Annotated in this window: 31 protein-coding genes; 19 read left to right on the top strand and 12 right to left on the bottom strand. The window is 61.9% G+C overall.

Annotated elements, in window-relative coordinates; genetic code table 11:
* Nucleotides 1-7: 7 nt before the first annotated feature.
* The 4 genes from PSH66_RS09150 to PSH66_RS09165 all read right to left on the bottom strand — a co-directional run bounded on the left by PSH66_RS09150 (nucleotide 8) and on the right by PSH66_RS09165 (nucleotide 2,311).
* Entirely contained in the window at nucleotides 8-1,171 is a 1,164-nt protein-coding gene (locus tag PSH66_RS09150; RefSeq protein WP_141063741.1) for an EAL domain-containing protein, read from the bottom strand.
* Between the two features lie 93 nt (nucleotides 1,172-1,264).
* A complete protein-coding gene (locus PSH66_RS09155) occupies nucleotides 1,265-1,606 on the bottom strand; it encodes a hypothetical protein (protein WP_003172753.1) in 342 nt (113 codons plus the stop codon).
* On the bottom strand, nucleotides 1,603-1,992 hold the full coding sequence (locus PSH66_RS09160) for a phage holin family protein (RefSeq protein ID WP_003172754.1): 390 nt from the start codon (nucleotides 1,990-1,992) through the stop codon (nucleotides 1,603-1,605). The genes PSH66_RS09155 and PSH66_RS09160 overlap by 4 nt, the downstream gene beginning before the upstream one ends.
* A 4-nt stretch (nucleotides 1,993-1,996) precedes the next feature.
* Nucleotides 1,997-2,311, bottom strand: a complete 315-nt coding sequence (locus PSH66_RS09165) for a YqjD family protein (protein ID WP_003172755.1) — start codon at nucleotides 2,309-2,311, stop codon at nucleotides 1,997-1,999.
* Nucleotides 2,312-2,656: 345 nt separating this feature from the next.
* Here PSH66_RS09165 and PSH66_RS09170 point away from each other — a divergent pair, with 345 nt between their 5' ends.
* Complete coding sequence (locus PSH66_RS09170) at nucleotides 2,657-3,865, top strand: ammonium transporter (RefSeq protein ID WP_042944396.1); 1,209 nt, start codon at nucleotides 2,657-2,659, stop codon at nucleotides 3,863-3,865.
* Here PSH66_RS09170 and PSH66_RS09175 read toward each other — a convergent pair.
* Entirely contained in the window at nucleotides 3,852-5,582 is a 1,731-nt protein-coding gene (locus PSH66_RS09175; protein ID WP_305428866.1) for a monovalent cation:proton antiporter-2 (CPA2) family protein, read from the bottom strand. The genes PSH66_RS09170 and PSH66_RS09175 overlap by 14 nt on opposite strands.
* A gap of 152 nt (nucleotides 5,583-5,734) precedes the next feature.
* Between PSH66_RS09175 and PSH66_RS09180 the strand changes: the two genes are divergently transcribed.
* The 3 genes from PSH66_RS09180 to PSH66_RS09190 all read left to right on the top strand — a co-directional run bounded on the left by PSH66_RS09180 (nucleotide 5,735) and on the right by PSH66_RS09190 (nucleotide 7,349).
* Nucleotides 5,735-5,974 carry a glutaredoxin family protein gene (locus PSH66_RS09180; RefSeq protein ID WP_042945630.1) on the top strand — a complete coding sequence of 80 codons (240 nt, stop codon included), beginning with the start codon at nucleotides 5,735-5,737 and terminating at the stop codon, nucleotides 5,972-5,974.
* A 74-nt stretch (nucleotides 5,975-6,048) separates the two neighbouring features.
* Nucleotides 6,049-6,384, top strand: coding sequence for a hypothetical protein (locus PSH66_RS09185; protein ID WP_003172759.1), 336 nt, complete (start codon nucleotides 6,049-6,051; stop codon nucleotides 6,382-6,384).
* Between the two features lie 74 nt (nucleotides 6,385-6,458).
* Nucleotides 6,459-7,349 carry a pseudouridine synthase gene (locus PSH66_RS09190; RefSeq protein ID WP_305428867.1) on the top strand — a complete coding sequence of 297 codons (891 nt, stop codon included), beginning with the start codon at nucleotides 6,459-6,461 and terminating at the stop codon, nucleotides 7,347-7,349.
* Nucleotides 7,350-7,403: 54 nt separating this feature from the next.
* On the opposite strand, the gene PSH66_RS09195 is transcribed toward PSH66_RS09190, so the two are convergent.
* Together PSH66_RS09195 and mobA are read right to left on the bottom strand one after the other, a co-directional pair.
* Complete coding sequence (locus PSH66_RS09195; RefSeq protein ID WP_003172762.1) at nucleotides 7,404-7,625, bottom strand: YgdI/YgdR family lipoprotein; 222 nt, start codon at nucleotides 7,623-7,625, stop codon at nucleotides 7,404-7,406.
* A gap of 80 nt (nucleotides 7,626-7,705) precedes the next feature.
* Complete coding sequence (gene mobA, locus PSH66_RS09200) at nucleotides 7,706-8,308, bottom strand: molybdenum cofactor guanylyltransferase MobA (RefSeq protein ID WP_305428868.1); 603 nt, start codon at nucleotides 8,306-8,308, stop codon at nucleotides 7,706-7,708.
* Between the two features lie 76 nt (nucleotides 8,309-8,384).
* Between mobA and moaB the strand changes: the two genes are divergently transcribed.
* A complete protein-coding gene (gene moaB, locus PSH66_RS09205) occupies nucleotides 8,385-8,924 on the top strand; it encodes a molybdenum cofactor biosynthesis protein B (RefSeq protein WP_003172764.1) in 540 nt (179 codons plus the stop codon).
* Entirely contained in the window at nucleotides 8,908-10,134 is a 1,227-nt protein-coding gene (gene glp / locus PSH66_RS09210) for a gephyrin-like molybdotransferase Glp (RefSeq protein WP_141063736.1), read from the top strand. The genes moaB and glp overlap by 17 nt, the downstream gene beginning before the upstream one ends.
* Nucleotides 10,135-10,174: 40 nt before the next feature.
* Here glp and PSH66_RS09215 read toward each other — a convergent pair whose 3' ends face one another.
* Both PSH66_RS09215 and PSH66_RS09220 read right to left on the bottom strand, forming a co-directional pair.
* On the bottom strand, nucleotides 10,175-10,504 hold the full coding sequence (locus PSH66_RS09215; RefSeq protein WP_003172766.1) for an EscU/YscU/HrcU family type III secretion system export apparatus switch protein: 330 nt from the start codon (nucleotides 10,502-10,504) through the stop codon (nucleotides 10,175-10,177).
* Nucleotides 10,501-12,093, bottom strand: coding sequence for a flagellar hook-length control protein FliK (locus PSH66_RS09220; RefSeq protein WP_003172767.1), 1,593 nt, complete (start codon nucleotides 12,091-12,093; stop codon nucleotides 10,501-10,503). The genes PSH66_RS09215 and PSH66_RS09220 overlap by 4 nt, the downstream gene beginning before the upstream one ends.
* A gap of 200 nt (nucleotides 12,094-12,293) precedes the next feature.
* Between PSH66_RS09220 and ccmA the strand changes: the two genes are divergently transcribed.
* The 10 genes from ccmA (at nucleotide 12,294) to PSH66_RS09270 (ending at nucleotide 19,639) form a co-directional block, all read left to right on the top strand.
* Complete coding sequence (ccmA, locus tag PSH66_RS09225) at nucleotides 12,294-12,929, top strand: cytochrome c biogenesis heme-transporting ATPase CcmA (RefSeq protein WP_003172768.1); 636 nt, start codon at nucleotides 12,294-12,296, stop codon at nucleotides 12,927-12,929.
* On the top strand, nucleotides 12,926-13,594 hold the full coding sequence (gene ccmB / locus PSH66_RS09230) for a heme exporter protein CcmB (protein WP_003172769.1): 669 nt from the start codon (nucleotides 12,926-12,928) through the stop codon (nucleotides 13,592-13,594). Before ccmA ends, ccmB begins: the two co-directional genes overlap by 4 nt.
* 84 nt (nucleotides 13,595-13,678) lie before the next feature.
* Entirely contained in the window at nucleotides 13,679-14,434 is a 756-nt protein-coding gene (locus PSH66_RS09235; protein WP_305428870.1) for a heme ABC transporter permease, read from the top strand.
* Complete coding sequence (gene ccmD, locus PSH66_RS09240; protein ID WP_003172771.1) at nucleotides 14,431-14,607, top strand: heme exporter protein CcmD; 177 nt, start codon at nucleotides 14,431-14,433, stop codon at nucleotides 14,605-14,607. The genes PSH66_RS09235 and ccmD overlap by 4 nt, the downstream gene beginning before the upstream one ends.
* A complete protein-coding gene (gene ccmE / locus PSH66_RS09245) occupies nucleotides 14,604-15,059 on the top strand; it encodes a cytochrome c maturation protein CcmE (protein ID WP_003172772.1) in 456 nt (151 codons plus the stop codon). The genes ccmD and ccmE overlap by 4 nt, the downstream gene beginning before the upstream one ends.
* 3 nt (nucleotides 15,060-15,062) lie before the next feature.
* On the top strand, nucleotides 15,063-17,048 hold the full coding sequence (locus PSH66_RS09250) for a heme lyase CcmF/NrfE family subunit (RefSeq protein ID WP_305428872.1): 1,986 nt from the start codon (nucleotides 15,063-15,065) through the stop codon (nucleotides 17,046-17,048).
* Nucleotides 17,045-17,581, top strand: a complete 537-nt coding sequence (locus tag PSH66_RS09255; protein ID WP_003172774.1) for a DsbE family thiol:disulfide interchange protein — start codon at nucleotides 17,045-17,047, stop codon at nucleotides 17,579-17,581. Before PSH66_RS09250 ends, PSH66_RS09255 begins: the two co-directional genes overlap by 4 nt.
* Nucleotides 17,578-18,051, top strand: a complete 474-nt coding sequence (locus PSH66_RS09260; RefSeq protein WP_003172775.1) for a cytochrome c-type biogenesis protein — start codon at nucleotides 17,578-17,580, stop codon at nucleotides 18,049-18,051. Before PSH66_RS09255 ends, PSH66_RS09260 begins: the two co-directional genes overlap by 4 nt.
* Complete coding sequence (ccmI, locus tag PSH66_RS09265) at nucleotides 18,044-19,228, top strand: c-type cytochrome biogenesis protein CcmI (RefSeq protein ID WP_003172776.1); 1,185 nt, start codon at nucleotides 18,044-18,046, stop codon at nucleotides 19,226-19,228. The genes PSH66_RS09260 and ccmI overlap by 8 nt, the downstream gene beginning before the upstream one ends.
* 15 nt (nucleotides 19,229-19,243) lie before the next feature.
* Nucleotides 19,244-19,639: a hypothetical protein gene (locus PSH66_RS09270; RefSeq protein ID WP_003172777.1), complete on the top strand. Its 396-nt coding sequence runs from the start codon at nucleotides 19,244-19,246 to the stop codon at nucleotides 19,637-19,639.
* Between the two features lie 89 nt (nucleotides 19,640-19,728).
* Here PSH66_RS09270 and PSH66_RS09275 read toward each other — a convergent pair whose 3' ends face one another.
* Nucleotides 19,729-20,004 (bottom strand): DUF6124 family protein, encoded by a 276-nt coding sequence (locus tag PSH66_RS09275; RefSeq protein WP_003172778.1) that lies wholly within the window; start codon nucleotides 20,002-20,004, stop codon nucleotides 19,729-19,731.
* A gap of 571 nt (nucleotides 20,005-20,575) precedes the next feature.
* On the opposite strand from PSH66_RS09275, the gene phnN reads away from it, so the two are divergent.
* Complete coding sequence (phnN, locus tag PSH66_RS09280; RefSeq protein ID WP_078732266.1) at nucleotides 20,576-21,148, top strand: phosphonate metabolism protein/1,5-bisphosphokinase (PRPP-forming) PhnN; 573 nt, start codon at nucleotides 20,576-20,578, stop codon at nucleotides 21,146-21,148.
* Nucleotides 21,149-21,180: 32 nt separating this feature from the next.
* Here the strand turns inward: phnN and PSH66_RS09285 are convergent, their stop codons facing one another.
* Nucleotides 21,181-21,873, bottom strand: coding sequence for a helix-turn-helix transcriptional regulator (locus PSH66_RS09285; protein ID WP_305428875.1), 693 nt, complete (start codon nucleotides 21,871-21,873; stop codon nucleotides 21,181-21,183).
* A 75-nt stretch (nucleotides 21,874-21,948) separates the two neighbouring features.
* Between PSH66_RS09285 and PSH66_RS09290 the strand changes: the two genes are divergently transcribed.
* Together PSH66_RS09290 and PSH66_RS09295 are read left to right on the top strand one after the other, a co-directional pair.
* On the top strand, nucleotides 21,949-23,070 hold the full coding sequence (locus tag PSH66_RS09290; protein WP_141063728.1) for a cytochrome P450: 1,122 nt from the start codon (nucleotides 21,949-21,951) through the stop codon (nucleotides 23,068-23,070).
* Between the two features lie 212 nt (nucleotides 23,071-23,282).
* Nucleotides 23,283-25,064, top strand: coding sequence for a M10 family metallopeptidase C-terminal domain-containing protein (locus PSH66_RS09295; RefSeq protein ID WP_305428877.1), 1,782 nt, complete (start codon nucleotides 23,283-23,285; stop codon nucleotides 25,062-25,064).
* A 29-nt stretch (nucleotides 25,065-25,093) separates the two neighbouring features.
* Here the strand turns inward: PSH66_RS09295 and PSH66_RS09300 are convergent, their stop codons facing one another.
* Nucleotides 25,094-26,290: an MFS transporter gene (locus PSH66_RS09300; protein ID WP_003172781.1), complete on the bottom strand. Its 1,197-nt coding sequence runs from the start codon at nucleotides 26,288-26,290 to the stop codon at nucleotides 25,094-25,096.
* Between the last annotated feature and the right edge of the window lie 220 nt (nucleotides 26,291-26,510).

The raw sequence follows: 26,510 nt of genomic DNA on the forward strand, positions 1-26,510 counted from the left end.
CGAAAATCTACAGGCCGACCGCGTCGATATCGATTAACAGTAAACGCTGACCGTTATCGAAGAATTGTCCGGCGGTGAGGCAGTACTGGTTCGTGGTGGCGTCGCGGTAGGTCGACGACAGGGTCAGGCGTCGCTCCTCCCAGCCTTCGGCCAGCAGGTGATAGAAATACGGGCGCCATGACCAGTTGTGGCCCAGGTAGCGACTGTCGGCCTGCCAGGCGTCCTGGCGCCATTCGAAGTTGGGCGTCAACTGTGTGCCATGCCGGTCGCACTGGTAAAAGCGCAGCAACCAGGGGAAGGCCGGCAGTTGCGGCAACTGCGCAAGCGGCGCCTGGTCCTGGGCCCAGGTTTGCAGGATGTTCATCAATTCGGCCAATTGCTGGCGCAACTGCATGGTGCGTCCGCGTTCCGCCAGTTTCTGCTGGACATACGCCGTGCGCAGCTGGGCAAAACGCGGCACGAAGGCGTCGGCGGCGAACCAGTCCAGCTGCGCCTGGGCAAACAGATAGCCCTGCACGTACCGCGAGCCGCATTCCAGGGCGAAGCTCAGTTGAGCCTCGGTTTCCACGCCTTCGGCGATGATCCAGCACCCGGTCTTTTCCGCCATCTGCGCCAGCGCCCGCACCACGTCGCTGCTGGGCCCGCCTCGCGCGGCCGCCTGGAACAGGCGCATATCCAGCTTGAGAATATCGGGCTGCAGCGCCAGCACCCGGTCGAGTTGGGAGTAGCCGGCGCCAAAGTCGTCGATGGCGATACGTGCGCCCGCCTCGCGATAGCGCGTCACTACGTCGGCCAGGCGTTGGATGTCTCCGCCCAGCTCGGTGATCTCGAACACGATGCGCGCAGGGTCGACGCCGTGCCGGTGAATCTGTTTCAGGCTCGGCAGCGCCTGGCCCGGGCGCAGGCGGTTAATCCAGCGCGGCGAAATATTCAGGCTCAGGAACCAGTCTTCGGGGGCCTCATGTAGGCGGCTCAGTGCATTGTCGCGAATCTGCCGGTCCAGGCGGCGCAAGGCCACGCCCGGTGTGCGCGGGTCGTCGAACAGCGGGCCCACGGACTGCAAGCGGCCATCCGCCTGGCGTAGACGCCCCAGGGCCTCGACGCCGGCAATGCGCCCGGTGGCGGTATCGATGAACGGCTGGAAGCAGGCGAGCGGTTGCCCGTCGATCACGGGGCCTCCTTAAGCGAGGTGGCGAAAAAAAGGCCCGGCCCTCGTTGATGAGGGGCGGGCCGATTCTGTCTGCAAGAATGCAGCCAGCAGGGCTCAGCCTTTACGCGAAGCGCCGGCCATCGCCAATTTGATCAGCGGGATCAAACCGGCGCCCAACCGCACCAGGCGCGTCAGGCTGCTGAGGCTGCCGCTCTTGGCGCCCTTGCCGGTAAAGAAGCCCAACAGCGTTACCGCCGCCACGCCCCACAGCGGCGCGTGCTTGATGCCCAGGCTGTCCTGCCAGTTGTGGCGCATGTCGCGGACTTTGTGCAGGGGCGCCATCAGTTGTTGGGACTCGTGACGGATCTCCTGGCGGTGCATTTCCATGCGCAGGCGGATCAATGCCTTGCGCATTTCCCGGCGGGAGGTGGTGTGGGGGATTTCAGTCAGGCTCATGGCAGCAGGCGCTCCCGGTCATTGGCCAGCTCTTCGAGCGTGGCGTGGAAGGGTGTGGACTCATCGAACACCGCCGCTTTCAAGCGCACGCCGCAGAACGCGGCAGCAAGGGTGTAGAACACGCACAGGCAGATGATCCCGGTGAGGCGATAGCCGGTGTCCCATACCAGAATCATCACCAGCGTCGACAGCCCCACCAGCAACAGCAGGGCAAACACCAGCGCCAAGCCCGCAAACAACAGCAGGCTGACGGTGCGCGCCTTCTGTTCCTGCAATTCGATGCCAAACAGTTCGACGTGGCTGTGCAGCAAGCCTAGAACGGCTGCGCCCAGGCGTCGTGAGGTTGAACTTGTGCCCGTGGACGAGCCGCTTTCGCCGATAGACATAGTGTTAGCGCCTTGTAGCCAGCAGACCGATCAGAAAGCCCACGCCGGCGGCAATGCCCACTGCCTGCCAAGGGTTGGTCTGCACGTAATCTTCAGTGGCGGTGACCGCCGCCTGGCCGCGTTCGCGCAGGGAGTCTTCGGTCACTTGCAGGGTTTCACGGGCCTTGAGCAGGCTTTCGTGGATCTTGCTGCGCAATTCGTCAGCCTGATCGCCGGCCAGGATCGCGGTGTCGTCCAGCAACTTTTCGGTGTCACTGACCAGGGTTTTAAAATCCGCCATCAGTATTTCTTGGGCGGTCTGAGCTGTTTTTCTGGCCATGGTTATCTCCGTGATGGGCTGATCTGTACGTGTGGTTTCGAGTCACCGGCATCGGTGAAGGTTCAGTGCAATTGTCTGGTACAGCTTTTGCTTTGCCTTGGTGCGCGGGTCGCGAGGCCTGCGCTGAAGCTGGGCGGTAAGGCCTCAAGCCCTCAAAAACCTTACCTTAAATAACTGAAACTCGCGGAAAAACCCTGTCGGCGAAGGCCTTTGAGGTTGATCGCTGCGCTAAAGCGGTTCACGCCCTCTGCAGAGGGGCGGTGCCGTCGGTGCCAATTTAGTGCGCGCAACCCAGGCTTGAACCGCTTTGGTGCTTTTTTGCCTTATACAGGCCTGCCAACCTCAATGGAAAATCTGCAAAGCGCGGTGGACACGCTGGTCCACAGCTCCAACACCCTGTTTATCCTGATCGGTGCGGTCATGGTACTGGCCATGCACGCAGGCTTCGCGTTTCTCGAAGTCGGCACGGTGCGCCAGAAAAACCAGGTCAACGCGCTGTCGAAGATCCTCAGCGACTTCGCCATCTCCACGTTGGCCTACTTCTTTATAGGCTATTGGATCTCCTATGGCGTGAGCTTCATGCAACCGGCGGCCGTGATCAGCGCCGACCACGGTTATGGCTTGGTGAAGTTCTTCTTCCTGCTGACGTTTGCCGCGGCGATCCCGGCGATTATTTCCGGGGGCATTGCCGAACGCGCAAAGTTCGCTCCGCAGTTGTGTGCCACTGCGTTGATCGTGGCGTTTATCTACCCCTTCTTTGAGGGCATGGTGTGGAACGGCAATTTCGGCTTGCAAGCCTGGTTGCTCGCCACCTTTGGCGCCAGTTTCCATGACTTCGCCGGTTCCGTGGTGGTGCACGCCATGGGCGGCTGGCTGGCGCTGGCGGCGGTATTGCTGCTGGGCCCGCGTAATGGACGCTACCGTGAAGGGCGCCTGGTGGCCTTCGCACCGTCGAGTATTCCGTTCCTGGCGCTGGGCTCGTGGATCCTCATCGTCGGCTGGTTCGGCTTTAACGTGATGAGTGCGCAGACCCTGAGCGGCGTCAGTGGCCTGGTGGCGGTCAACTCGCTGATGGCGATGGTCGGCGGCACCGTTGCTGCACTGGTGATCGGTCGCAATGACCCCGGCTTCCTGCACAACGGCCCGCTGGCCGGGCTGGTGGCGATCTGCGCCGGTTCCGATCTGATGCACCCGGTGGGCGCGCTGATCACTGGTGTTGTCGCGGGCGGGCTGTTTGTGTGGTGCTTTATCGCCGCTCAGGATCGCTGGAAGATCGACGACGTGCTCGGCGTGTGGCCGCTGCATGGTCTGTGTGGCGTATGGGGTGGCATCGCCTGCGGCATCTTTGGCCAGACGGCGCTGGGCGGGTTGGGCGGCGTGAGCCTGATCAGCCAGTTGATCGGCACCGGCCTCGGCGTGGCCGTGGCGTTTGGCGGCGGCCTGCTGGTGTACGGCGTGATCAAGCGCGCAAGCGGGCTGCGCCTGAGCCAGGAGCAGGAGTACTACGGTGCGGACCTGTCGATCCACAAGATCGGCGCGGTCAGTCAGGATTGATCGGCGCCTCGTCTTCGCTGTTGGGGTGCGCGTAAAAACCATGCAGCAAGCTGTAGCGGTCATGCCGCACTTCAGCGACCCGCGCCTGCACCTGCTGGTCCGGTAACCCCAGCAGGGTCAAGGCGTGGGAGGCAAGCATCAGGCTCGACTCCAACAGCTCGGGCACCACTTCGCTGGCGCCCGCCGCTTTCAGTTCGGCCAACTGGCTGTCATCGCGCGTGCGCACCAGAATCGGCACTTCGGGGTTGATCCGCCGCGCCTCCTTCAACACCAGCAGCGCGACGTCACTGTTGTCCACCGCAATCACCACCAACCGCGCACGCTCAAGGCCGACCGCGCTGAGCAAGGCGCCGCGACGGCAATCACCGTAATGCACGCTGCTATCCTCGGTAGCGGCTTCCTGCACTCGTTCCGGGTCGTCATCCAGCGCAATAAACGCCTGTCGCTCGCGACGCAGAAAACGCCCGATGGACTGACCGACCCGGCCATACCCGCAGATCACCGCATGGCCCTGCAATTGCGCGTTGAGAGCACTGATGGTTTCCAACTGCACTTGCTGGTTGGGTTTGCGGTGCAGGCGCAGCGCAATGGCGGGCGCGGCGCGTAACAGCAGCGGGGTCAGCAGCATCGAGCAGAAGGTCGCGGCGAGCAGCAAGCCATTGAACTGGTCCGGGATCAGCCGGCTTTGCTGCATTTGCGCCATCAGCGCAAAACAGAACTCCCCGCCTTGGGCCAGGGCCAGGCCGCTGCGCCAGGCGGTTTCACTGTCGCTGCCGCGCAGCTTGACCAATGCGGCGACCAGGCAGCCCTTGACCAACATCAGTGTGAGGGTCAGGCCGAGGATCAACAGGCCATGGCTGAGGAACAGCTGCAGGTCGATGAGCATGCCGATGCTGACGAAAAACAGCCCCAGCAGGACGTCGCGAAACGGTCGGATATCCGCTTCGATCTGGTGACGATAATGGCTTTCGCCCAGCAACATGCCGGCCAGAAACGCACCGAGGGCAGGGGAGAGGCCGAGCAAATGGGTCAACCAGGCGGTGAGCAACACGATCACCAGCGCCAGCAGCACAAACAGCTCGGCCGAATGGGAGGCGGCGACTTCATGAAACAGACGCGGCAATAACCAGCGACTGGCCAGCAGCAAACCCACGAACAGCACCACGGTTTTACCCAGGGTCAACGGCAGGGCCCAGTACCAGGCTTGGTCGCTGCTGCCGGCAAACACGGGCACCAGGGTCAACAGCAACACGGCCACCACGTCCTGGAACAGCAGCACGCCAATCGCGTTCTGCCCATGGCTGCTGAAGATTTCCCCGAGGCTGGTCAGCTCCTTGCTGACGATCGCCGTGGACGACAACGCCAGCCCTGCGCCGAGCAGCAAGGCGATGCCGGGCGCCACGCCCAGGGCCATCAACAAACCGCCAAGCAGCACCGCGCAACCCAGCACTTGCAAACTGCCCAGGCCAAATACCACACGGCGCAGTGCCAGCATCTTGGTCAGGGAAAACTCCAGGCCCAGGGAGAACAGCAGGAACACCACGCCCAACTCCGCGAGGTCGGGCAGTTCTTCACTGTCGTTCACCCAGTCCAGAGCAGTAGGCCCCACGGCCAGGCCCACACACAGATAGCCGAGCACGGGCGGCAGTTGCAGCCGGCGAAACAGCGCAATCACCACCAGGGATGAGGCCAGAATGATCAGCAGGTTGGCGAACACGAGCAGCTCCGTTGCAGGGGTGAGCGGACAAAAAGCCGCGAGAATCGCTGATTCAGTTATAGGTCATGCTGATCTGGGTCAGTTTTTTTTGTGGGTCACAGCGGGAGGGCGGCTTTAGAATGATCGCTCGTCTCTTGCGAGGTCCAATTGCCATGCTTCCTGAATGCCAGCTGTTCGGCACCCTGGGTTGCCATTTGTGTGAGATTGCTGAGGCGGTAATCATGCCGTTCGTCGTCGGACAGGGGCTGCTCGTTGAGTTGGTGGATATCACCGACCCCGACGACCTGACCGAGGTCTACGGCCTGAGAATTCCGGTGCTTCGACGGGTGGACACGGGGGCGGAACTGGACTGGCCGTTCGACATTGAACAGGTTGTCACCTTTCTTCGCTGAGGTTTATGCGATGGCGGGTTTCCAAATATTAAGTTACTGTATGTTTGTACAGCGATTGAATAGAGGGAACGCCCGTGGTGAATGTTGAACAACTGAAAAGCAGCGTCAATCGCATGTCTGCCGACGTCGTGCGCGATGCGGTGAACGAGCTGCGCCTCGATGGCCTGGTCACGGAAGGCAAGACGCCGTTTAACAAAGTGCATTTCAATACCTGCTTTGCCGAGATCGAAGCGTTGTTCCAGCGCGCCGGTTACCACAAGCAGTTGGACGTGGTGGGTTACCAGGGTTTGCTCTACGCCTTGTACGATCCGGGCCGCTGGGAAGCGGTGGACGTGCTGCGCTGGCTCAAGGAGTTTACCGAGGCGGCCAGTGCCTCAAAGGTGCTGCGGGCCGAATTGGCCAAGGCCTGAGATCGGCCCTAGGCCGAATCCCGCTTCATGCGGGATAATGGCCGCCGGTTTTTTCCAAGGCTTTGAGCATCGGCATGTCCACTTCCGGTTTTTCCGCATCCCAGCACCAAGCCAGCACCTTGTACTTGCCGCCCGGCCCGTGGGCGACCGTGCTCGATTGCCTGTGCGAGCACTTCCCGGCGATCGGCCGTGAACAGTGGCTGGACCGCATCGCCCGTGGCCGCGTGCTGGATATCAACGGCGGCCCGATTCTCCAGGACCTCGCTTACAAAGAGGGCCTGTGTATCTACTACTTCCGTGAAGTACCGAACGAAAAAGCGATCCCCGTGCAGGAAACCATCCTGTACGCCGACGAGCACCTGGTGGTGGCGGATAAACCGCACTTCCTGCCCGTGACCCCGGCCGGTGAGTACGTCGAGCAAACCTTGCTGCGCCGTCTGATCCGCCGCCTGGACAACCCATCGCTGGTGCCGCTGCATCGCATCGACCGCCACACCGCGGGCCTGGTGCTGTTCTCCGCCAACCCGGCCAGCCGCGCGGCCTATCAGCAGCTTTTTCCCACACGTCAGATCGACAAATTCTACGAAGCCATCGCCCCGGCCTTGCCTGGGCTGACGTTTCCGTTAGTCCACAAAAGCCGCTTGGTGGATGGCGAACCGTTTTTCCGCATGCAGGAAGGCGAGGGTGCCAGCAACACCGAAACGGGTGTGCAAGTGCGGGAGAAGAACGGCGACCTGTGGCGTTACGGCCTGTTCCCTGTGACCGGCAAGAAGCACCAGCTGCGCGTGCACATGACTGCGCTCGGCGCGAGCATCTGCAACGACCCGTTCTACCCGAACGTGATCAAGGATGCCGTGGACGACTACGCCAACCCCCTCAAACTGTTGGCCCAGGGCGTGCGGTTTATCGACCCGGTCACCGGGCAAGAGCGGCGTTTTCACAGTGCCATCACCCTGGACTGGTAAATCCCAGATACGACAAGGCCCGCACGAGGCGGGCCTTGGGGCAAACGTTAAGCTTTACAGATCTTTAACGGTGCGAACCTGATCCTTGTTGATACGGGTGCGCTTGCCGTCCAGTTGCTGGAATTCATAGAAACCCGAATCTTCGTCGTATTTAGGGGTGTCGACGGCCTGGATTTCGCGACCGTCATTCAGGGTGATCACTGTAGGCGAGGCGCAACCGGCGAGGGTAGCGAGGCCCAGTGCAAGCATGAGAGCGGCGATGGTCCGTTGAGTCATGGGTCTTGTCTCCGAGAGAATACTTTTTAAATGCTGACCTTGTGACGCATGACACGCCGACAAAGTTCCTTGTACGACGTTCATTCTGACACGCCGGACCTCTGGTGCAACAGTTGCGGTGTATTCAGGTTGGCCAGGCGCGGGTCATCCGCCGGGCATTCCAGGCCGATGCCGCCCAGTTGCAGGAAGAGCTTGCGCGGGCTGCGCTCACCGGCGTGCCAGGCCTGTTCTATCTCGGCTTGCAGGTAGGTCGGGATGATGCAGATCAACGGTTCCCAGAATTCGCCGTGACGCACCATGACGGGCCACAACGGATTGCGCTGCCCGGTGTCGCGCAGGGCGTTCAGCAGTTGAACGTCGAGGGCCGGCACATCACACGGCAATACCAGCAGATGCGGATGGCGCGCCGCCGCCAAGCCGGCGCGGATGCCGGCGAGCGGGCCGGGAAAGTCCGGGCTGTCGTCGCTCACCAGTTGGTCGACGTAGGGCGCGTAGCGGTCGTGGTTGCGGTTGCACGAGATGATCAGGTCGTCCGTCAACGGTCGGGTCAGGCGTTGTAGATGGGCGATCAGCGGTTGGCCGCGCCACTGCAGCAGGCCCTTATCCTCGCCGCCCATGCGTTGGCCGCGGCCACCGGCCAATAACAGAATCGAACAGGGCAGGGGCAAAGATTCAAGAGGCATGGCGGTTCCGCTGCGGCAGGCAAATGGGGGCCTGTGATATAACACCGGGCTGTTCCTTCGACAACCGGACCGTGCCATGAAAGCCAAGGCAGATGCGCCCTTCGTACCCCTGAATATCGCTGTATTGACCGTCAGCGACACCCGCACCCTGGACACCGACACCTCGGGCCAGGTCTTCGTCGACCGCCTGAGCGCCGCCGGCCACAACCTGGCCGAGCGCGTGCTGCTCAAGGACGACCTCTATAAAATCCGCGCCCAGGTCGCTCACTGGATTGCCGAAGACGTGGTGCAGGTGGTGCTGATCACCGGCGGCACCGGCTTCACCGGCCGCGACAGCACCCCCGAAGCCGTGAGCTGCCTGCTGGACAAACAGGTCGATGGCTTTGGCGAACTGTTCCGCCAGATCTCCGTGGCCGATATCGGCACCTCCACCGTGCAATCCCGTGCCCTGGCCGGCTTGGCCAACGGTACGCTGGTGTGCTGCCTGCCGGGCTCCACCAATGCGGTGCGCACCGGTTGGGACGGCATCCTTGCCGAGCAACTGGATAACCGGCATCGCCCGTGCAACTTCGTGCCGCATCTGAAACAGGCCGAACCCTGTGAATCCCGTGGGTAAGCCCGGCAAGACCGGCGCCTTGATGCCGGTGGAAGCCGCCCTGCGGCAACTGCTGGCGTTGGCCGAAGCCGCGCCGATCCGCGAGCAGCACGCCGTGCCCCTGGCTGAATGTGATGGCCGGGTATTGGCGCGGGATCTGGTCTCCACCCTCGATCTGCCGCCGTGGCCCAACAGTGCCATGGACGGTTACGCCGTGCGCCTGGCGGATTGGGCCGGTGAGCCGCTGGTGGTCAGCCAGCGCATCTTCGCTGGCCAGGCGCCACAGCCCTTGGCCGCCGGCACCTGTGCGCGCATCTTCACCGGCGCGCCGGTGCCTGAGGGGGCCGACTGCGTGGAAATGCAGGAAAACGCCGTGATTCACGCCGATGAACGCGTGAGTTTTTCCGAGCCCCTGCATCTCAATCAGAACATCCGCCCTCAGGGCCAGGAAACCACCGTCGGCGAACACGTGTTGTCGGCCGGTACGCGCCTGGGCCCGATCGAGCTGGGCCTGGCTGCCTCGCTGGGCCGCGACCGCCTCGACGTGGTGCGCCGCGTCCGCGTCGCGGTGCTGTCCACCGGTGACGAGTTGATCGAACCGGGCTTGCCGCTGGGCCCGGGGCAGATCTACAACAGCAACCGCCGCGTGCTGTGCTCATGGCTGGCGCGTATGGGCTGCGAAGTGGTCGACGCCGGGATCCTGCCGGATGACCTGGAACAGACACGCGCGCGATTGGCGAGCCTGGGCAGCGTCGATCTGATCCTGTCCACCGGCGGTGTGTCGGTGGGCGAAGCGGATTACCTCGGTATCGCCCTGCGCGAAGAGGGCGAGCTGGCGCTGTGGAAGCTTGCGATCAAACCGGGCAAGCCGCTGACCGTCGGCCATTTCCGTGGCGTGCCGGTGATCGGCCTGCCCGGTAATCCGGCCTCGACCCTGGTGACGTTTGCGCTGTTGGCACGGCCCTACATCCTGCGGCGTCAAGGCGTGGCTGACGTGGAGCCACTGCGCTTCGAAGTGCCGGTGGGTTTCGAGTGGCCAAAACCGGGCAATCGCCGTGAATATTTACGCGGGCGCATCGAGCAGGGCCGGGCGATCATCTACCGCAACCAAAGCTCCGGCGTGCTGCGCAGCGCGGCGTGGGCCGAGGGGTTAGTGGAGGTGGTGGAGGGGACGACCTTGTCGGTGGGTGATCGAGTCAATTTCATCCCGCTGAGCGAAGTCTTGAATTGACACCCAATCCAACAGTGGGAGGTGGCTTGCCTGTGGCTATTCAGTAATCGTCGCCACGCTCGGTCACATCCCGCTCCACCGGCCCCGCATCCGGGTCATACCCCACTGGGAACTTGCCCTTCAGCGTCCAGGCAAACGCGATGATTTCGGCAATCGTGCGGTACAGCTCCTCGGGAATGCTGTCGCCCAGCTCCATGCGCGCCAGCAGCTTTACCAACTCGGCGTTTTCATAGATCGGCACTTCATTTTCCCGCGCCAGCTTGAGGATCGCTTCGGCCAGGGCATCGTCGCCCTTGGCCGTGAGGGTTGGCGCCTGTTGGCCGTCGTACTTGAGGGCAATCGCCTGGCGTGATGATTCGGTGTTCTTCATGCGGTTTCATCCACCCAGCGTTGTTCCAGTCCGGTTTTCGGCCCGCGTGGTGGGGTGCCCAGGTGGCAGTCCAGGTCGCCGACGTTGATGCCGGACGTCACCAGGCGCTCGCGCAGGCTACCCAGGTGGCTTTCGATCAAACTCGCCGTAAACGGGCGCGTGGCCCATAGCTGGCTGGAGAGTTTGCCCTGGGTCAGTTGCGCCTGCACCTGCAACGGTCCGAGCGGCTCCATATCGAAGGCCAGTTCGACGCGCCAGAGCATCTGCTTGGCCTCTTTATTCGCCTTGCGTTCCGGTTGGTCCTTGTCCTGCGCCGGTTCTTCGCGCTGGAACTTGACCTGCAGCGGCACAATGTCCTGCAGGGTGCGCATGGGAATTTCCAGCTGCCAGGTGGTTTGCAGGCGACCATCGGCGGTGGTGCCGGTCTGTTCCAGGCTCGACAGTTGATGGCTCTGCAGGCGGGAGATGGCTCCGGCAGCCAGGCGCAGCAGGTTTTCCAGGTCGCCTTCGCCTTCCAGTTTGGCCATGACCCGCTCCGGCAGTGGGAAGCTGACCGGTGCCTGCCGTGCGCTGACCTGGCCGAGGGTATTGAGCGGGCTGCGCACAAAGTTCGGCATGATCTGGGCCAGTGTGTTGGCCGCAAGGATGGCGTTCAAGTTGGTGGCGGTGGGCAGCGCAGGCAGCAAGTCGGCCACCAGGCGCAGCAGCGCGCCCTTCATGTCCAGCGGCGGTACTTGCGGGTTTTGTCCGGCGAGCAGCTTGGCTTCCAGAAACGCCCCGCTGTTCTGGATCACCTGGGCCAGCACCTTGGGATTGCTCACCTGGGCCAGGTCGGGCAGGGCGGCCAGCAAGCGATCCGCTGCGGCGCGCAGGTTGGCGGACGTGCTGTTATCGGAGGCGCTGTCGTCGCTCGGCAGGTTTAGCAAGGCGGTGAACACCGCATCCAGCGAGCCCTGGCGACTCTGCTGGGTGGCGAGTTGTTGCGTGATGGCCAGTTGATCCTTGAGCCCGCTGAGCGGCACAAAGCTCAAGGTCTGCGCGTTCTGCACCACGGCACTGAGCAAACTGCCCACGCGCAACGGCTGCGGGCTTTCCACCGTCAGGGTTGCACCGGCCAGGGCATTGTTGAGCACCGTCACCAGCGAGCGGTAGATCGCCGGTTGTGCGGTGCCCTGGGGCAGCATCTGCGTGGTCAGCACCTTGGCTTGCAGCAGGGTGCCTTCCGGTAACTGGGTGGTATCAATACGGGTGAGGGCGGCCACATTGGCGCTTATCGCCTGCTGCAAGCTGAGGGTCAGGTTGCCCGCCGGCGTTTGGCTCACCGCTACATTGCTGCCCAACGGCAGTGGCTGGGCGCTGGAGGCCTGCACCAGCGTCTGGCGGCCGCCTTCAAGGGTCAGCTTGAGCAACAACTGAAAGGCTTCGCCGCCTTGCTTGAGTGCGATCACCTCGGCGTTCGCGGTTTTTCCGGGGTCGATCAGCCCGATCTGCGGCTCCAGCAGTTTGAGCAATTCACCCGTGGCAGGCGCAAGGCTTTGCCCTGCCACCGGGGCGGGAGGAAGCGTAGGAAGGTTGATCTCGCCGGTCATCGTGCACGTCGTCTCTGGGGAAATAGCCCTCTTTAGCGTAGGGCATCACATGTATAATGCCGCCCGTCTGCAACGAGAGCGGTAAAAACCTCACAACTATTTGATCCAGCTCTCTAAAATCGGTCGCCAAAGCCGTTATTGTGCATCTCTCTTTAACGGCCGCTGCACCGCCGACTTGAACCGTAAAGGCCCGCGATCTCTTGACCAGCCCTCTTCTTGAAGCCATAGCGCTCTCCTGTGAACGCGACCTGCGCCTGCTGTTCGAACACCTCGAGCTGCGGCTGGCGGGCGGCGACATGGTGCAGGTCAGCGGGCCCAACGGCAGCGGCAAGACCAGTTTGCTGCGCCTGCTGGCCGGGTTGATGCAGCCCACGGCCGGCGTTGTACGCCTGAACGGCAAACCGCTCGATGAGCAACGTACTACGCTTGCGCGCAACCTGATCTGGATCGGCCACGCCGCCGGCATCAAGGATGTGCTCACCGCTGAAGAAAACCTCAGCTGGCTCAGCGCCCTGCATCATCGCGCCTCCCGTGACGCCATTTGGCAGGCCCTGGCCGCCGTGGGTCTCAAGGGTTTTGAAGACGTTCCCTGTCACACCTTGTCCGCCGGCCAGCAACGCCGCGTGGCGCTGGCGCGCTTGTACCTGCCGGGCCCGCCGCTATGGATTCTCGACGAACCCTTCACCGCCCTCGATAAACAAGGCGTCGCCCAACTTGAAGAGCACTTGGCGCGGCATTGCGAGCAGGGCGGTACGGTGTTGCTTACCACCCACCATACTCTGGCCCGTGTGCCGTCCGGTTACCGCGACCTGGATTTGGGACGGTGGTCGGCATGAGTGTATTCGCCCTGTTGGTCGCCCGCGAAGCGCGGCTGTTGTGCCGTCGTCCGGCCGAACTGGCCAACCCCCTGGTGTTCTTCGCCATCGTCATCGCGTTGTTCCCGTTGGCGGTCGGTCCGGAGACTAAACTGTTGCAAACCTTGTCCCCGGGATTGGTGTGGGTGGCGGCGCTGTTGTCGGTCCTGCTCTCGCTGGACGGGCTGTTTCGCAGTGATTTCGAAGACGGTTCCCTGGAGCAGTGGGTCCTTTCGTCGCACCCCTTGCCACTTCTGGTACTGGCCAAGGTACTGGCACACTGGGCTTTTTCCGGTTTGGCGCTAGTCTTGCTTTCGCCGCTGTTGGCAATGATGTTGGGATTGCCCAGCGAATGCCTGCCGATCCTGTTGCTGAGCCTGTTGCTCGGTACGCCGGTGCTCAGCCTGTTGGGGGCGGTGGGCGCAGCGTTGACCGTCGGTTTGAAACGGGGTGGCCTGTTGCTGGCCTTGTTGATTCTGCCTTTGTACATCCCGGTCCTGATCCTCGGCAGCGGCGCGTTGCAAGCCGCGCTGATGGGCATGCCGGCGACCGGTTACCTCCTGTGGCTTGGCAGCCTGACCGCCCTGGCGGTAACCCTGACACCCTTTGCCATAGCGGCCGGCCTGAAGATCAGCGTCGGCGAATAATGAGGTCTGGTCAGGCGTTACACGCTTGGCCAGTAAAGACCCTGCGCTTCTTGCTACGACAAGAAGCAACCGTGAGAAACAGCAATGAACTGGACCTGGTTTCACAAGCTCGGCTCGCCCAAATGGTTTTACGGCATCAGCGGCAAGCTGCTGCCATGGTTGAGCGTCGCCGCCGTGTTGCTGATCAGCATCGGCCTGGCCTGGGGCCTGGCTTTTGCGCCGCCGGATTACCAGCAAGGCAACAGTTTTCGCATCATCTATATCCATGTGCCCGCCGCGATGCTGGCCCAGTCCTGCTACGTGATGCTGGCGGTGTGCGGCATCGTCGGCCTGGTGTGGAAGATGAAGCTGGCCGACGTGGCCCTGCAATGCGCGGCGCCCATCGGCGCGTGGATGACCGCCGTGGCGCTGGTCACCGGCGCGATCTGGGGCAAACCCACCTGGGGTTCGTGGTGGGTGTGGGATGCGCGACTAACGTCCATGTTGATCCTGCTGTTCCTGTACTTCGGTCTGATTGCCCTGGGCAATGCGATCAGCAATCGTGACAGCGCCGCCAAGGCCTGCGCGGTGCTGGCGATTGTCGGGGTGATCAACATCCCGATCATCAAGTACTCGGTGGAGTGGTGGAACACCCTGCATCAGGGCGCCACCTTCACCCTCACCGAAAAACCGGCAATGCCCGTGGAAATGTGGGCGCCGTTGCTGCTAATGGTGCTGGGGTTCTACTGCTTCTTCGGTGCCGTGCTGCTGATGCGCATGCGCCTCGAAGTGCTCAAGCGTGAAGCCCGTGCCAGTTGGGTCAAGGCCGAAGTGCAAAGCTGCCTGGGAGCGCGTGGATGAGTTTTGCTTCTTTCAGTGATTTTCTCGCCATGGGCCACCATGGCCTGTATGTCTGGACGGCCTATGGCATCTGCCTGGCGGTGCTGGCCCTCAACGTCGCCGCGCCGATCCTGGCGCGCAAGCGTTACCTGCAACAAGAGGCGCGTCGTCTGCGCCGGGAGACCGAAAAGTGAATCCGCTGCGTAGAAAGCGTCTGTTGATCATCCTCGCCATCATGGCCGGCGTCGGCATTGCCGTGGGCCTGGCCTTGAGCGCCCTGCAGCAGAACATCAACCTGTTCTACACGCCCACGCAGATCGCGAATGGCGAAGCACCGTTAGACACACGCATCCGCGCCGGCGGCATGGTGGAGAAGGGCTCGCTGAAGCGTTCCGGCGATTCCCTCGACGTGACATTCGTGGTCACCGACTTCAACAAGGCCGTGACCATCACCTACCGCGGCATCCTCCCGGACCTGTTTCGCGAAGGCCAGGGCATCGTCGCCCTGGGCAAGCTCAACGCCGACGGGGTGGTGGTAGCCGATGAAGTGCTGGCCAAGCACGATGAAAAATACATGCCGCCTGAGGTCACCAAGGCGCTCAAGGACAGCGGCCAATCCGCGCCAACACCCGCGAAGGAGGGCTGAGTGATGATGTCCGCATTATTTATTCCCGAACTCGGCCAACTGGCAATGATCCTCGCGCTGTGCTTCGCCATCGTGCAGGCCGTGGTGCCGTTGCTCGGCGCCTGGCGTGGCGACCGCCTGTGGATGAGCCTGGCGCAGCCGGCTGCCTGGGGCCAGTTCGCCTTTCTGCTGTTCGCGTTTGGCTGTCTGACCTACGCCTTCATGACCGACGATTTTTCGGTCGCCTATGTCGCCAACAACTCCAACAGTGCCTTGCCCTGGTACTACAAGTTCAGTGCCGTGTGGGGCGCCCACGAAGGGTCGTTGCTGCTGTGGGCCCTGATTCTCGGTGGCTGGACCTTCGCCGTATCGGTGTTCTCGCGCCAACTGCCGCAGGTAATGCTGGCGCGGGTGCTGGCGGTGATGGGCATGATCAGCATCGGCTTCCTGTTGTTCCTGATCATGACCTCCAACCCATTCAGCCGCATCCTGCCGCAGATCCCGGCCAACGGGCATGACCTCAACCCTTTGTTGCAGGACATCGGCCTGATCGTGCACCCGCCGATGCTTTACATGGGCTACGTCGGTTTCTCGGTGGCCTTCGCGTTCGCCATCGCCGCCTTGCTCGGTGGGCGCCTCGACGCGGCCTGGGCGCGCTGGTCGCGGCCTTGGACCATCGTCGCCTGGGCCTTTCTCGGCATTGGCATCACCCTGGGGTCGTGGTGGGCCTACTACGAACTCGGCTGGGGCGGCTGGTGGTTCTGGGACCCGGTGGAAAACGCCTCGTTCATGCCCTGGCTGGTGGGCACCGCGTTGATCCACTCGTTGGCCGTCACCGAAAAGCGTGGAGTGTTCAAAAGCTGGACCGTGTTGCTGGCGATTGCGGCATTTTCCCTCAGCCTGCTCGGCACTTTCCTCGTGCGTTCGGGCGTGCTGACTTCCGTCCACGCGTTCGCCTCCGATCCTGCGCGCGGTGTGTTCATCCTGATCTTCCTGCTGTTCGTGGTCGGTGGTTCCCTGACCCTGTTCGCCCTGCGCGCACCGGTGGTCAAGAGCCAGGTCGGTTTTAACCTGTGGTCGCGGGAAACCCTGCTGCTGGGCAATAACCTGGTGCTGGTGGTGACTGCGTCGATGATCCTGCTCGGCACCCTGTATCCGTTGGTGCTGGATGCCCTGAGCGGCGCCAAGCTGTCCGTCGGCCCACCGTACTTCAACGCGTTGTTTATTCCGTTGATGGGCCTGCTGATGGGGGTGATGGCCGTCGGTGTGCTGGTGCGCTGGAAGGACACCCCGGTCAAATGGCTGGCCGGCATGCTGATGCCGGTGCTGTTGGGCAGTGTGGCCCTGGCCGTGATCGCCGGGGTTGCCTATGGCGACTTCAACTGGGCGGTGCTCGCCACCTTCATGCTCGCCGCCTGGGTACTGCTGGCCGGTGTACGTGATATTGCCGACAAGACTCGCCACAAAGGCCTGATCAAAGGCCTGCCGACACTGACCCGCAGCTACTGGGGCATGCAGATCGCTCACCTCGGCATCGCCGTGTGCGCCCTGGGCGTGGTGCTCTCCAGCCAGAACAGCGCCGAGCGCGACCTGCGCCTGGCGCCGGGCGAGTCCATGGACCTGGCCGGTTACCAATTCATCTTCGAAGGCGCCAAGCACTTCGAGGGGCCGAACTTCACGTCGGATAAAGGCACCGTGCGCGTATTACGCAACGGTAACGAAATCGCCGTGCTGCACCCGGAAAAACGCCTGTACACCGTGCAGAGTTCGATGATGACCGAAGCCGGCATCGACGCCGGTTTCACCCGTGATCTCTACGTCGCCCTGGGTGAACCGCTGGGCGAGGGGGCCTGGGCGGTACGCGTGCATGTGAAACCGTTCGTGCGCTGGATCTGGTTCGGCGGCTTGCTCACCGGTTTCGGTGGTTTGCTCGCGGCGCTAGATCGGCGTTATCGGGTCAAGGTCAAGAGCCGGGTGCGTGAAGCCCTCGGCATGGGAGCTGCGGTATGAAGCGTTGGTTGATGGTGTTGCCGCTGGCGGCGTTTCTGGTGGTGGCGGTGTTCCTCTATCGCGGTTTGTACCTGGACCCGGCCGAGTTGCCGTCGGCGATGATCGGCAAGCCGTTCCCCGCGTTTTCGCTGCCGAACGTGCAGGGCGACAAAACCCTGGCCCGCGCCGACCTGCTGGGCAAACCGGCACTGGTCAACGTGTGGGGCACCTGGTGCATCTCCTGCCGCGTCGAGCACCCCGTGCTGAACAAACTGGCCGACAAAGGCGTGGTGATCTACGGCATCAACTACAAGGACGACAACGCCGCCGCCTTGAAGTGGCTGGCGGAGTTCCACAACCCGTACCAGTTGGATATCCGCGATGAAGACGGCAACCTCGGTCTGAACCTGGGCGTGTACGGCGCACCGGAAACTTTCTTTATCGATGCCAAGGGCGTGATCCGCGACAAATACGTCGGCGTGATCGACGAAGTGGTGTGGCGCGAACAACTGGCCGCCAAATACCAGGCCCTGGTCGATGAGGCCAAGCCATGAAGCGCCTGTTAGCCGCTGCTGTGCTGGCGCTGGGGTTGGCCGGTATGGCCCACGCCGCCATCGACACTTATGAGTTCGCCAACGACGCCGAACGTGAGCGCTTTCGCGACCTGACCAAGGAACTGCGCTGCCCCAAATGCCAGAACCAGGACATCGCCGATTCCAACGCACCCATCGCCGCCGACCTGCGCAAAGAGATCTTCCGCATGCTGGGCGAGGGCAAGGACAACCAGCAGATCATCGACTTCATGGTCGACCGCTACGGTGATTTCGTGCGCTATAAACCGGCCCTCACCGGCAAGACCGCGTTGCTCTGGTTCGGCCCCGCCGGGCTGCTGTTGGCCGGTGTGGTGGTGATGGCTGTGATCGTCCGTCGCCGCCGCGCCGCGCCTGCCGATGGCAGCGACGCGCTGTCCCCTGAAGAGCGTAAACGCCTCGACCAATTGCTGGACACCAAGACTGATGATTGATTTCTGGCTCGCAGCCGGCCTGCTGCTTCTGATTGCCCTGAGTTTCCTGTTGATCCCCGTATTGCGCGGCCGCCGTGCCCAGCGTGAAGAGGATCGCACCGCGCTGAACGTGGCGCTGTATCAAGAACGCGTCGCCGAACTGCAAATGCAGCAGGACGAAGGTGTATTGAATGCCGCGCAACTCGACACCGGCCGCGCCGAAGCCGCCCGCGAATTGCTCGCTGATACCGAAGGTGTGGAAAAACCCCGCGAATCGCGCCTGGGCAAACCGCTGCCATTGCTCGCCGCCGTGCTGGTGCCGGTACTCGGCCTGGGTTTGTATCTGCATTTCGGCGCCAGCGACAAGGTTGAACTGACCCGCGAATTCTCCCAGCCACCGGTGTCCCTGCAAGACATGACCCAGCGCCTGGAACGTGCCGCCGTGGCCCAGCCGGATTCGGCCGAAGGCTTGTACTTCCTCGGTCGCGCGTATATGGCCCAGGATCGTTCGGCCGATGCGGCCAAGGTCTTCGAACGCACCGTGGCCCTGGCCGGTCGCCAGCCGGAACTGCTCGGCCAGTGGGCCCAGGCGCAGTACTTTGCCGACAACAAACAGTGGTCGCCAGAGGTGCAGGCGCTGACTGATGAAGCCCTGAAGCTCGACCCCAAGGAAGTCACCAGCTTGGGTTTGCTGGGCATTGCCGCGTTTGAAGGCCAGCGTTATCAGGACGCGATTGATTACTGGGGCCGCCTGCTGGCGCAACTGCCACCCGGCGATAACTCCCGCGCCGCGCTGCAAGGCGGGATCGACCGGGCGACGGAAAAGTTGAAAGAAAGCGGTGGCACCGTCGCACAAAAGGCATTGTTAAAAGTCCGCGTGGACCTCGCCGCCGAGGTCAAAGCCAAAGCCCTTCCGACCGACAGCGTCTTCATCTTCGCCCGCGCCGTCAGCGGCCCGCCGGCACCGTTGGCGGCCAAGCGCGTCACCGTCGCCGAACTGCCCATCACCGTCGAACTGGGTGACGCCGACGCAATGATGCCGCAGTTGAAACTGTCCAACTTCCCCGAAGTCCAACTGGTTGCGCGCATTTCCCGGGCCGGACTTCCGACCAAGGGTGAGTGGATCGGCCGCAGCCAACCCCTGGCCAGCAGCACCACTGCGCAGCAGCAACTGACCATCGACAGTCCGGACCAGTAAATTCGAGGAAACGCCATGACCGCATTCGCACGCATCACCCTGCTCAGCCTCGTATTAGGCCTGAGTGCCTGTGCGGTCCACCGACCACCTCCAGGCCCCACCGGCCCGACCATCCCGCCGTCGGGCCCGTCAACCAAACCGAGCACCAAACCGTCCGGCCCGGTAACACCGGCCCCGAAACCGCTGCCGAGCAAATCGCCGACCTTCGCCCCACCGCCCGGCGCCGCCAGCCACTGGGACGGCAAGATGCAGGTCTACGTGCTCGACGACCAACCCGACACCTTCTACCGCCAGCGCACCTACTACCGCTGGAGCAACGGCTGGAGCCGCTCCATCAGCCCAAATGGCCCGTGGGAAGAAACCGATGTACAGGGCGTGCCGCCGGGGTTGAGCAAGCAATACGCGCAATGACAAAAAGGCGACCTGAGGGTCGCCTTTTTCATGCTTGTGAAATCCATCCTTCCAAACACTGGGGATCAACTGTGGGAGGGGCGGTGCGATCAAGCCACGGGACACTCCCGCTCCAGCGCCGCCTCCACCAACAACTGCGCAATCTCCACCATTTGCACCACCGCCAGCACCCGCTTGCGGCTTGCGCCATCCAGATGCTCGGCACAGTCGTACGCACAGGCCGTCGCCGATTCCAGCATTTCGCTGGCATTGCTCAGGGCAGCTTCGGTGCTGAGGCCAGGGCGGACGGTGAAGATGATGTCGGGTGGGGTTTGTAGGATGTCATCCGAGGTGGATGGTGGGGGATTTGGCGTAACTTTTTTCATGGCGAAGCTCCTATGAATGAGCACCTCCATCTCGCTACCACACGATGTAAGGAGGCGACTGTACACGGGGTGGTAGACCGGTCATAGAAACCCGGCAGGCCGAAGCCTCCCGTGCACAGCCGCCACAAAGCAGCCCGCACAAAAAAACGCCCTTGAGCGTTTTTGGGATCTATGAAGGAACCGGGCTACCACACCCGTTCGCTGATTTTGCAGCGACCCGCGAAGGTTAGCGGCGACACTGATCGGACGCAACCCGAAATCTGTGTAGGGCAGGTCCTAACAACGAAGTTCTCGACTTGAGATGCAATCGACTGTGGGAGGGGGCTTGCTCCCGATAGCAGTGGGTCAGTTGAAACATCTCTGACTGACACACCCCTATCGGGAGCAAGCTCCCTCGCCACCGGGCAGCGCCCATTGCAGGATACGCAGAACGTGATGCACGGCATGTCGCGCTCCGGTAATGTGGCCGCCGCTGGCCTGGCTTCCGAGAACGTGCTGGGTAAACTTTCCTGTGCCGACTACCCGGCGCCGTGGTCCAAGAAGTCTGCAAACAAGCAAAGAGAGTGTGTTGATGTCAGGCAGGTTGATCTATCTCATCGGCCCATCGGGTTCGGGCAAGGACAGCCTGCTGGACGCCGCACGCCCACGGTTGGCCGAGCGTGGCTGCCGCATTGTGCGCCGGGTAATCACCCGTTCGGCGGAGGCGGTGGGCGAAGCGGCCCAAGGCGTGAGCCCGGCGCAGTTTGCCGCAATGCAGACGCAGGGCGCATTTGCCCTCAGCTGGCAGGCCAACGGGTTGTCCTATGGTATTCCCAAGGAGATTGACGCGTGGCTGGCGGCCGGGGAGGACGTGCTGGTCAATGGCTCCCGCGCGCACCTGGCGCAAACCCGCGAGCGTTACCCGACGTTGCTGGTGCTGTTGCTGACGGTGGATCAAGCCGTATTGCGTCAGCGCCTGATCGCGCGCGGGCGTGAGTCGTTGACGGATATTGAAGAGCGCCTGGCGCGCAATGCGCGGTTCACCGAAGAGTTGATCACGGGCAACAGCGCGGGATTGTTCGTGCTGGATAACTCCGGCCCGCTGGAACACACGGTCGAGCGTTTGCTGTGTTGCCTGGACCACGAGCACTCGACCTGCGCCTGACCCCGCGCCGCCACTGCCCTCCCAGTGGGTCTTCATTGTCCTTCGATAGTTATTCCAAATCGGCCGCTCATCTCCTTGCGGCCCTTGGGCGTCAACCCCAGCGCGCGGCTGTCCAGGTCTTGGGTGACCCATTCGCGCCGCAGGGCGCTTTGCAAAAAAGCCGCCCCCAGGGCGCCGGCCAGGTGAGGACGGCGCATGCTCCAGTCCAGGCAGGCGCAGGCGAAACGTCGTCGCTGCGTGCGCAGTGCCGCCACATCGACGCCCAGTTCGATCATCGCCTGTTCGCCCTGCATGCTGAGTTGATAGCTGTCGTTGCCCTTCAACCAGCCGCATGCGATGAAATGATCATGCAGTTGCACCGCCAGGCTGCCGGCCATGTGGTCGTAACAGGTACGTGCAAACTGCAAGCGCGTGGGCGTATTCGGCACAAATGCGCTGGCGCTGTTGCGGCTGATCACCATCAAGCCTTCAATCGCCTGGGCCACGTGCGCGCCGGCGAGGCGGTAGTAACGGTGGCGCCCCTGTGTCTGCAGCTTGATCAGGCCCTCATCCTTGAGCCTGGCCAGATGGGCGCTGGCGGTAGAAGCGCTGACCTCGGCGATCACGGCCATTTCGGTGCTGGTGCGCGCGTGGCCATCCATCAGCGCACAGAGCATTTTCGTACGGGCAGGTTCTGCAATTGCACCGGCGACCGTTGAAAGCGCAGCGTCGTCCTGAGTATCCATAGTTCGTTCCCGAGCGAATCATTGCCGTGTAGTCGCGCTGATAGTAACGGTTCTTTATTGGACCGGATGCTCTGAATGACTCCGCTTGAAGCTGTCACACACGCAGATCCCTATAAATATTATTCACGCCTGAGACTCGGCCCCGGATTGCTGTTCGATACCACTCTTGGGTTATGGGTCGCCAGCAGCGCGCAGAGCGTCGAAGCGGTGCTCATGCACCCCGACTGCCGCGTGCGACCGCTGCACGAGCCGGTGCCGCCGGCGATTGCACAAGGCGCGGCAGGGCAGGTGTTCGCGCGTTTGATGCGTATGAATGAAGGCGCGGCCCATCGCTGCCCGAGAGCGGCGATCGAACCTGCGCTATGCGCTGTGGAGGTGCCCTCTATCGTCGAGGCAGTGGGACAAGTCATCGAGCATTTGGGTGATCTGGACTCGTTGATGTTCAGCCTGCCGGTCTCGGTGGTTGCATCTCTGCTGGGCTTGCCGACAGAGCAATTGGACACGGTCGCGAGACTGACGCGGGAGTTTGTCGCCTGCCTCTCACCTCTAAGCGATGAGGTGCAATTGCGCCATGCCGATACCGCCGCGTCGCGGTTGAACACGATATTCACTGAGGTGCTGCAGGACGCCACGCTATTGGCGCACATCCATCGGGGGCAGTGGGAGGATACGGGCGTGTTGACCGCCAACCTGATCGGGTTGTTGTCGCAGACCTGCGAAGCCACTGCCGGCCTCATCGGCAACACGCTGGTGACGCTCATTCGCCAACCCGAGCTGATTGAGCAGGTCCGGCAAAGACCTGCCCTGGCGATGGCACTGGTTGAGGAGGTGGCGCGCTACGATTCACCGGTACAAAACACACGGCGATTCGTGGTTAGGCGATGCACGATTGGCTGCACCGTGTTGGAGGCGGGGGATATCGTTCTGGTGTTGCTGGCTTCGGCCAACCGGGACCCAGGTGCTAACCCCAAGCCCGACAGTTTCATGCTCAAGCGGCTGCAACGACGCATCTTTAGTTTCGGTGCTGGACACCATCGATGCCCTGGACAGCAACTGGCGTTGAGCATTGCCTCACAGGCCGTCCTGGCGATGTTGCGCAGGCAGCCAAGCTGGCTGGACAGCGTCGTTGAATACAGTTATTGGCCATCGCTAAACAGCCGCATTCCTCGATTCCAGACTGCTGTGCTAAGCCAGTAGCCCTTCCACATACTCAACAAGCCCCTGCGCCGTGGCACTTGCCATCCGTTGAGCATGGTTTTGACCTCGCCACTGGCTAGCTCCGGGGCAAACATCCAGTCCGAAGGCATTGAGAAGGGGATGACATGACTGGCATATACAACGCTCACCCGCGGATTAATTTTTAGCAGTTGTTAGTTGGTTTTTGTTGATGTTTCAACGTTTCAATTGGAATGGAATTCGCACTTGTTCACTATTTTTATGTGTGTGATTTTAGTTTTGTTTTATGCGTTTTAATGTTGTGGTTTTGGCACCGTTCGGTGTCAGGTTATTTACAAGTACCCAGGGTATTACCCATGAAGACAATAAGCGCTCCTTCTGTTGAGTACGCGCGCTACACGTGGCGTTCCAACTTTCCTTCGTCTGAAACCGATAAACCGTCTTACTCTACGGACAAGGCGGCGAAACATCTCACCCGATCAGGCTCCCGATGGAGTGATCGCAATAAAGACAAGAAAATAGATCTTTCCTATACCTTGGCACCGGGCTTTACCTCCGCGGAAAAACACCGAATCAGAGAGGGCCTCAAGTCCTGGGCGGAAGTGACTAATGTCACCTTTACAGAAAACGCCACCGGCCGGGACGGCGTGCTCAAGATCAAGGGGCTGCCGGATTATCCCGGTGGTTGGGCCACGCTGCCCAATCCGTACTTCGAGGAAGGTAGCGTCAACGTGGGAACGAGCCGCACCCACACGAAACTGGAGCATGGGACGCAGTTCGACAAGACGTTTGTACATGAAGTCGGCCACGCCATTGGCCTTAAGCACCCTCACGGCGACGTGGAGCCTTACAGGGAGGACACAAGCGCCTATACCGTGATGAGCTACCATGATGCGTCTTTTGGTGATCACCCGTACGAAAGGAAAAAAGTCTCGGCGCCCATGCTGCACGATATTGCCGCTGTGCAACGGTTGTACGGCGCGAACACCGAGACTCGAAAAACCGATACCACCTACGGTTTTAACGCCAATGCGGGCCGGGACTTCTACACGCTCAAAAGTGCCAGGGATAAACCGGTGTTCTGTGTATGGGATGCGGGCGGCACTGACACTCTGGACTTTTCCGGCTTTCGTCAGGACCAGAAAATCAGTTTGAAAGCCGAATCGTTTTCGGACGTAGGCGGCATGATAGGCAACGTATCGATCGCCAAGGGCGTCACCGTGGAAAACGCGGTGGGCGGCTTCGGTCATGACACGTTGATCGGTAACACAGCAAACAACCGCCTCACGGGTGGGCCCGGTGCTGACACGTTGGAAGGCAATGGCGGACGCAATGTTTTCGCTTATGACAACGTCACTGACTCCACGCCCAGCCACCCGGATTTGATAAAAGACTTTGCCAGTGGTGCGGACAGAATCGATATATCAAGACCCTTGTCCGATGCCGCGATTCGGGTTCTTTATATTGTCGAGCGTTTCACCGGGCGCGCTGGCGAGGCGGTGCTGAGTTATAACGAGGGTTTGGGCGAGGGTAAAGTGACGCTCGACTTGAGCGGTAATGGCAAAGCTGATTTTCAGGTTAATACGCGCGGGCGGATTCATTACACTGATTTGATAGTCAACGGTGAACTACCGAATAAACCCGCGCCGGAGCCCGTTGTAAATGAAGTCGACAAAACCGATGTTGGAAAGCCAAAGATCTATACGTACGCGTCGGCGTCTGAATCGGACGGTGAACACTACGATACGTTAAATGACTTTGTCAGCGGCAGAGACGAGATCGACTTGTCACCCATGGCCGAAGCGACCCATACGACGCTCATACAAACGGATATATTTACGGGAACGCGCGGCGAGGTGATTGTCGTGCCACCCGATCCTGACTTTGACGATTTGTACTCGTTGGTGGTGGATTTGGATGGCGACAGGATCAGTGATTTCATTGTGAGAAGCCCCAATGTAATCAAGCCAAGCGATATCAAGGGTGTGAAGTTGAACAGCGCTCGCCCCTACTAGCGAACGCTGTATCAAAGCCGCCGGTTGGATCAGGCGACGGCGGCCAGGGTCTGCCGTGATGCACTTACGAACCGCAACAACGCCACCAGCGCAAACGCACTGCCCACCAGCATCACCCCCAGCCAGCCGCCGTGTTCATACACGCTGCTGGCGATGGCCGAGCCGAAGGCGCCGCCGATGAAGATGCTGGTCATGTACAGCGCGTTCAGGCGGCTGCGGCTGTGGGCGTCGAGGGCGTAGACGGCGCGCTGGCCGAGGACCATGTTCATCTGCACGCAGAAGTCCAGCACCACGCCGGTCACCGCCAGGCCGATCACGCTGTACAGCGGGTGCACGAAGGCCGGCAGGAAGCTCAGCGCCGCGAACAACATCGCCAGCAGCGAAGCGCGGTGGGTGTGGCCCGCGTCGGCCAGGCGCCCGGCGATGGGCGCGGCGATGGCGCCCAGGGCACCCACTAAGGCAAACAGTGCAATCTCGCTTTGGCTCAGGCCATGGTTACGCGCCAGTTCCAGCGGGGCTGCGGTCCAGAACAGGCTGAAGGTGGCGAACAGGCAGGCCTGGTAAAACGCCCGCTGGCGCAATACCGGTTGCTCACGCAGCAAGGTGCCCAGCGAGCCCAGCAGCTGGCCGTAGCTGGCGCTGTGATCAGGTTGGCGCTTGGGAATGGTCAGCATCAGCACCACGCTGATAAACGCCATCAATGCCGCTGCCGCCATGAACATCGCACGCCAGCCGAAGTGATCCGCCACCACGCTGGACACCGGACGCGCCAGCAGGATACCCAGCAACAAGCCACCCATGATGCTGCCCACCACCCGGCCACGTGACTCGGCCGGGGCCAGGTGCGCGGCCAGCGGGATCAGGATCTGCACCGACACCGAGCTGAAGCCGATCAGCAGCGACACCAGCAGGAACAGGTTTGGCTGCTCGATGAGCGCGGCGCCCAACAGGCTGGCGATGGCGACCACGGTGGTGGAGAGCATCAGCTTGCGGTTTTCCAGCAGGTCGCCCAGCGGCACCAGGAAGAACAGGCCCAGGGCATAGCCGATCTGCGTCAGCGACACGATCAGGCTGGCCATCGCCGGCGTGAGGCCGACGTCCGGGGCGATCAACTCGATGATTGGCTGTGCGTAGTAGATGTTGGCGACGATGGCGCCACAGCAAAACGCGAAGAGCATCACCATGCCCCGGGTCAGGGTGCTGGTGGCAGGGGTGGTTGGGTTCATGGTGTTCTCATAAAAGCGAAGGAAGATGGTGAGCGAGAGTAAAGACAAGGTCCCACCCTGAGTAGGCCGCTTGTGGTGATATCACTTATGCAGGGCGATGATACATTCAGACACAACTTCAGGGGCATGACATAAACCAATGTGAGAGGGGCTTGCTCCCGATAGCGGCGCACCCGTCAACCCATCAGTTGACTGATCCACCTATATCGGGAGCAAGCCC

Source organism: Pseudomonas sp. FP597, from assembly GCF_030687435.1.
GTDB lineage: Bacteria > Pseudomonadota > Gammaproteobacteria > Pseudomonadales > Pseudomonadaceae > Aquipseudomonas > Aquipseudomonas lactucae.

Excerpts from the sequence above, each read along its gene's own strand:
- PSH66_RS09155 (WP_003172753.1), bottom strand. The coding sequence starts at position 1,606 with ATGAGCCTGACTGAAATCCCCCACACCACCTCCCGCCGGGAAATGCGC.
- ccmB (WP_003172769.1), top strand. The coding sequence starts at position 12,926 with ATGAGTGTATTCGCCCTGTTGGTCGCCCGCGAAGCGCGGCTGTTGTGC.
- ccmI (WP_003172776.1), top strand. The coding sequence starts at position 18,044 with ATGATTGATTTCTGGCTCGCAGCCGGCCTGCTGCTTCTGATTGCCCTG.
- PSH66_RS09195 (WP_003172762.1), bottom strand. The coding sequence starts at position 7,625 with ATGACTCAACGGACCATCGCCGCTCTCATGCTTGCACTGGGCCTCGCT.
- PSH66_RS09290 (WP_141063728.1), top strand. The coding sequence starts at position 21,949 with ATGACTCCGCTTGAAGCTGTCACACACGCAGATCCCTATAAATATTAT.
- PSH66_RS09215 (WP_003172766.1), bottom strand. The coding sequence starts at position 10,504 with ATGAAGAACACCGAATCATCACGCCAGGCGATTGCCCTCAAGTACGAC.
- PSH66_RS09260 (WP_003172775.1), top strand. The coding sequence starts at position 17,578 with ATGAAGCGCCTGTTAGCCGCTGCTGTGCTGGCGCTGGGGTTGGCCGGT.
- PSH66_RS09270 (WP_003172777.1), top strand. The coding sequence starts at position 19,244 with ATGACCGCATTCGCACGCATCACCCTGCTCAGCCTCGTATTAGGCCTG.
- PSH66_RS09295 (WP_305428877.1), top strand. The coding sequence starts at position 23,283 with ATGGAATTCGCACTTGTTCACTATTTTTATGTGTGTGATTTTAGTTTT.
- PSH66_RS09165 (WP_003172755.1), bottom strand. The coding sequence starts at position 2,311 with ATGGCCAGAAAAACAGCTCAGACCGCCCAAGAAATACTGATGGCGGAT.
- PSH66_RS09190 (WP_305428867.1), top strand. The coding sequence starts at position 6,459 with ATGTCCACTTCCGGTTTTTCCGCATCCCAGCACCAAGCCAGCACCTTG.
- PSH66_RS09255 (WP_003172774.1), top strand. The coding sequence starts at position 17,045 with ATGAAGCGTTGGTTGATGGTGTTGCCGCTGGCGGCGTTTCTGGTGGTG.
- ccmD (WP_003172771.1), top strand. The coding sequence starts at position 14,431 with ATGAGTTTTGCTTCTTTCAGTGATTTTCTCGCCATGGGCCACCATGGC.
- PSH66_RS09300 (WP_003172781.1), bottom strand. The coding sequence starts at position 26,290 with ATGAACCCAACCACCCCTGCCACCAGCACCCTGACCCGGGGCATGGTG.
- PSH66_RS09250 (WP_305428872.1), top strand. The coding sequence starts at position 15,063 with ATGATGTCCGCATTATTTATTCCCGAACTCGGCCAACTGGCAATGATC.
- moaB (WP_003172764.1), top strand. The coding sequence starts at position 8,385 with ATGAAAGCCAAGGCAGATGCGCCCTTCGTACCCCTGAATATCGCTGTA.
- PSH66_RS09235 (WP_305428870.1), top strand. The coding sequence starts at position 13,679 with ATGAACTGGACCTGGTTTCACAAGCTCGGCTCGCCCAAATGGTTTTAC.
- PSH66_RS09285 (WP_305428875.1), bottom strand. The coding sequence starts at position 21,873 with ATGGATACTCAGGACGACGCTGCGCTTTCAACGGTCGCCGGTGCAATT.
- mobA (WP_305428868.1), bottom strand. The coding sequence starts at position 8,308 with ATGCCTCTTGAATCTTTGCCCCTGCCCTGTTCGATTCTGTTATTGGCC.
- PSH66_RS09220 (WP_003172767.1), bottom strand. The coding sequence starts at position 12,093 with ATGACCGGCGAGATCAACCTTCCTACGCTTCCTCCCGCCCCGGTGGCA.
- PSH66_RS09160 (WP_003172754.1), bottom strand. The coding sequence starts at position 1,992 with ATGTCTATCGGCGAAAGCGGCTCGTCCACGGGCACAAGTTCAACCTCA.
- PSH66_RS09180 (WP_042945630.1), top strand. The coding sequence starts at position 5,735 with ATGCTTCCTGAATGCCAGCTGTTCGGCACCCTGGGTTGCCATTTGTGT.
- PSH66_RS09275 (WP_003172778.1), bottom strand. The coding sequence starts at position 20,004 with ATGAAAAAAGTTACGCCAAATCCCCCACCATCCACCTCGGATGACATC.
- PSH66_RS09170 (WP_042944396.1), top strand. The coding sequence starts at position 2,657 with ATGGAAAATCTGCAAAGCGCGGTGGACACGCTGGTCCACAGCTCCAAC.
- phnN (WP_078732266.1), top strand. The coding sequence starts at position 20,576 with ATGTCAGGCAGGTTGATCTATCTCATCGGCCCATCGGGTTCGGGCAAG.